This is a genomic window from Wolbachia endosymbiont of Mansonella ozzardi, from assembly GCF_020278625.1.
GTDB lineage: Bacteria > Pseudomonadota > Alphaproteobacteria > Rickettsiales > Anaplasmataceae > Wolbachia.
In genome coordinates this window covers 1-2309 of record NZ_JADAKK010000082.1, presented here as the reverse complement: position 1 = coordinate 2309, position 2309 = coordinate 1, and the positions used below count along the sequence as shown (strand labels likewise).

The 2309-nt window shown below is 34.6% G+C and carries 3 protein-coding genes; all 3 read right to left on the bottom strand.

The genetic code is table 11. The annotated features are described in order from the left end of the window. Positions 1-391: 391 nt before the first annotated feature. The 3 genes from rplQ to rpsK are packed head-to-tail and all read right to left on the bottom strand — an operon-like array spanning position 392 to position 2303. A complete protein-coding gene (rplQ, locus tag IHO40_RS05605; protein WP_225537149.1) occupies positions 392-820 on the bottom strand; it encodes a 50S ribosomal protein L17 in 429 nt (142 codons plus the stop codon). A gap of 7 nt (positions 821-827) precedes the next feature. Further along, positions 828-1895, bottom strand: a complete 1068-nt coding sequence (locus tag IHO40_RS05600; RefSeq protein ID WP_225537148.1) for a DNA-directed RNA polymerase subunit alpha — start codon at positions 1893-1895, stop codon at positions 828-830. 21 nt (positions 1896-1916) lie between these two features. Continuing rightward, positions 1917-2303 (bottom strand): 30S ribosomal protein S11, encoded by a 387-nt coding sequence (rpsK, locus tag IHO40_RS05595; RefSeq protein ID WP_225537150.1) that lies wholly within the window; start codon positions 2301-2303, stop codon positions 1917-1919. Positions 2304-2309: the final 6 nt, after the last annotated feature.

The window sequence follows — 2309 nt, the reverse complement described above, 5'->3', positions numbered from 1 at the left end:
GGCAAATTTCTTAAATATTATAGCTTAGACTAGTTGCGTTTAAAAGCAGCTAAATCACAGCGCTTAAGGCACAAAAACGCCAATACTGAAAATGGATGCTGACTAGGGCTTCTTTTGCTTTTTTTTTTCGTTTAGTACATTTCTTAATCATAAAGATTATACCAACTTTCATTATCAAATAAGATGTATAATAAATTCGCTACATCTTTAATCGTGAGGAAACTTTTTTAATTTAGATACAATTAAGCCAACTTCACCTAACCTACAACGATAGTGGTGCTTTATAACATTATACCACTTTAACTTTAAATATATTAAAGCTAACAACTCACCAAAATAGCCTATAAGATAGTGTAACTCATTTATCATAAGAAAAAAATTATGATAATAATTAACTCTTTGTAACTACTTTATTTTCTTCTTTATTTTTACTGTAAATCTTACCTTTTGCTTTAATATCCCTGTCAACTAGTTCTATCACTGCCATTAAAGCACGATCACCCTTTCGAGTGTTGAACTTTATTATCCTAGAATACCCACCTCTACGATCTTGATAACGACCAGATAAAACATTTAATAACTTACCAACTGCCAACATATTATTATGAAGGCGTGAAAGCAAAAGCCTCCTACCGTATAAAGTATTCTTATTCTTAGCAATTGTAATAAATTTTTCCATATATGGACGAAGTTCTTTAGCTTTTGGTAGAGTAGTTATAATTTGCTCATGGTTAATTAATGAGATAGATAGGTTCTTTAACATTGATAACCTATGTCCAGTGTGACGAGACAGTTTGCGCTTTTTTATTCCATGTTTCATATATTACCTAATCTTCATCAGTATGTTGTCTAGCCAATTCATCTATATCTTTAGGTGGCCAATTTGGAACATCCATACCCAAAGACAAGCCGAAATTACTTAAAACTGCCTTAATCTCATTCAAGGACTTTCTACCAAAATTAGCAGTTCTTAACATTTCACTTTCTGTTCTCTGCACAAGATCGCCTATATAAGTGATATTTTCATTTTTCAAGCAATTATGTGACCTAACAGACAGCTCCATCTCGTCCACTTTGCTCAATAAGATAGGGTCGTAGCCCAAGTCCCTATAACCATTAGATGAGGAAGCCTGTGATTTTTTATAACTTACGTCAGAACTAATAAAAGGCTGAAGTTGTTCCTGTAATATCCTTGCAGCAGAGTCAACAGCTTGACTTGGAGAAATTGTACCATCAGTCTCAATTGACAATATCAACTTATCCTTATCAGTAACTTGACCAACACGACTATTCTCCACCTTATATGAAACTCTATTGACAGGACTATATAAAGCATTAACCGGAATGAACCCAATTAGATCTTGCTCATTCATTAACTTCAAAAATTCGTTTTCCTTATATTTAGCAACAGGAAGGTAGCCTTTTCCACTAGCTACATATATAGTCATGTTGAGCTCTACATTCTGCCCAAGTGTACATATCAGCAGATTTTTATTAACAATAGAACACTGATCATCAGTTTCTATCATCTCAGCTGATACCTGACAAGGTCCTTTAGCACTTAAACTCAAGCATTTATTGGAAGTGCCACTCAACTTACACCTCAACATACTCATGTTTAATATTATATCAGTTACATCTTCTCTCACTCCTTGAATTGAAGTAAACTCATGAGTTATGCCCTCGATTTTTATTCCATAAACAGCACTACCTATAAGAGAAGACAGCATCACACGCCTTAATGCATTACCAAGTGTTAAAGCAAAACCACTCTCCAACGGTTCCAGTACTATATCGCATTTTTCACTTGAATCACCTGGCACTACTTTCATTGAATTAGGTCTAGTCAATTTATCTAAGTTGCTAAAAGCAGAAACACTATTGTTATAATACATAAAATAACCTTTTCAAATATTCTATACTCTTCTTTTTTTTCTTAATCTGCACCCATTATGAGGAATTGCAGTCTTATCCGCAATTGAGGTTACTGTTAACCCGCATCCCTGAAGTGCCTTAACTGCAGCTTCAGCCCCAAAACCAGGGCCACAGATTACCACAGAAACAACTTTCATACCAAACCTTTCTACTGCAACCTTTGCAGCAAATTCCGAAGCTTTACCTGCAGCATAAGGTGTAGATTTTCTTGAACCTGAGAAACCATGTGCACCTGCAGACGTTTGGTATAGAGTGTTACCCTGAACGTCAGTTACATTTATAAAGGTATTATTAAAAGTTGCACGAATATGGACAACTCCAGTGACAAACTTTTTTGCACTTTTACCAACTGTTCTGACCTTTTTCATTAAAAC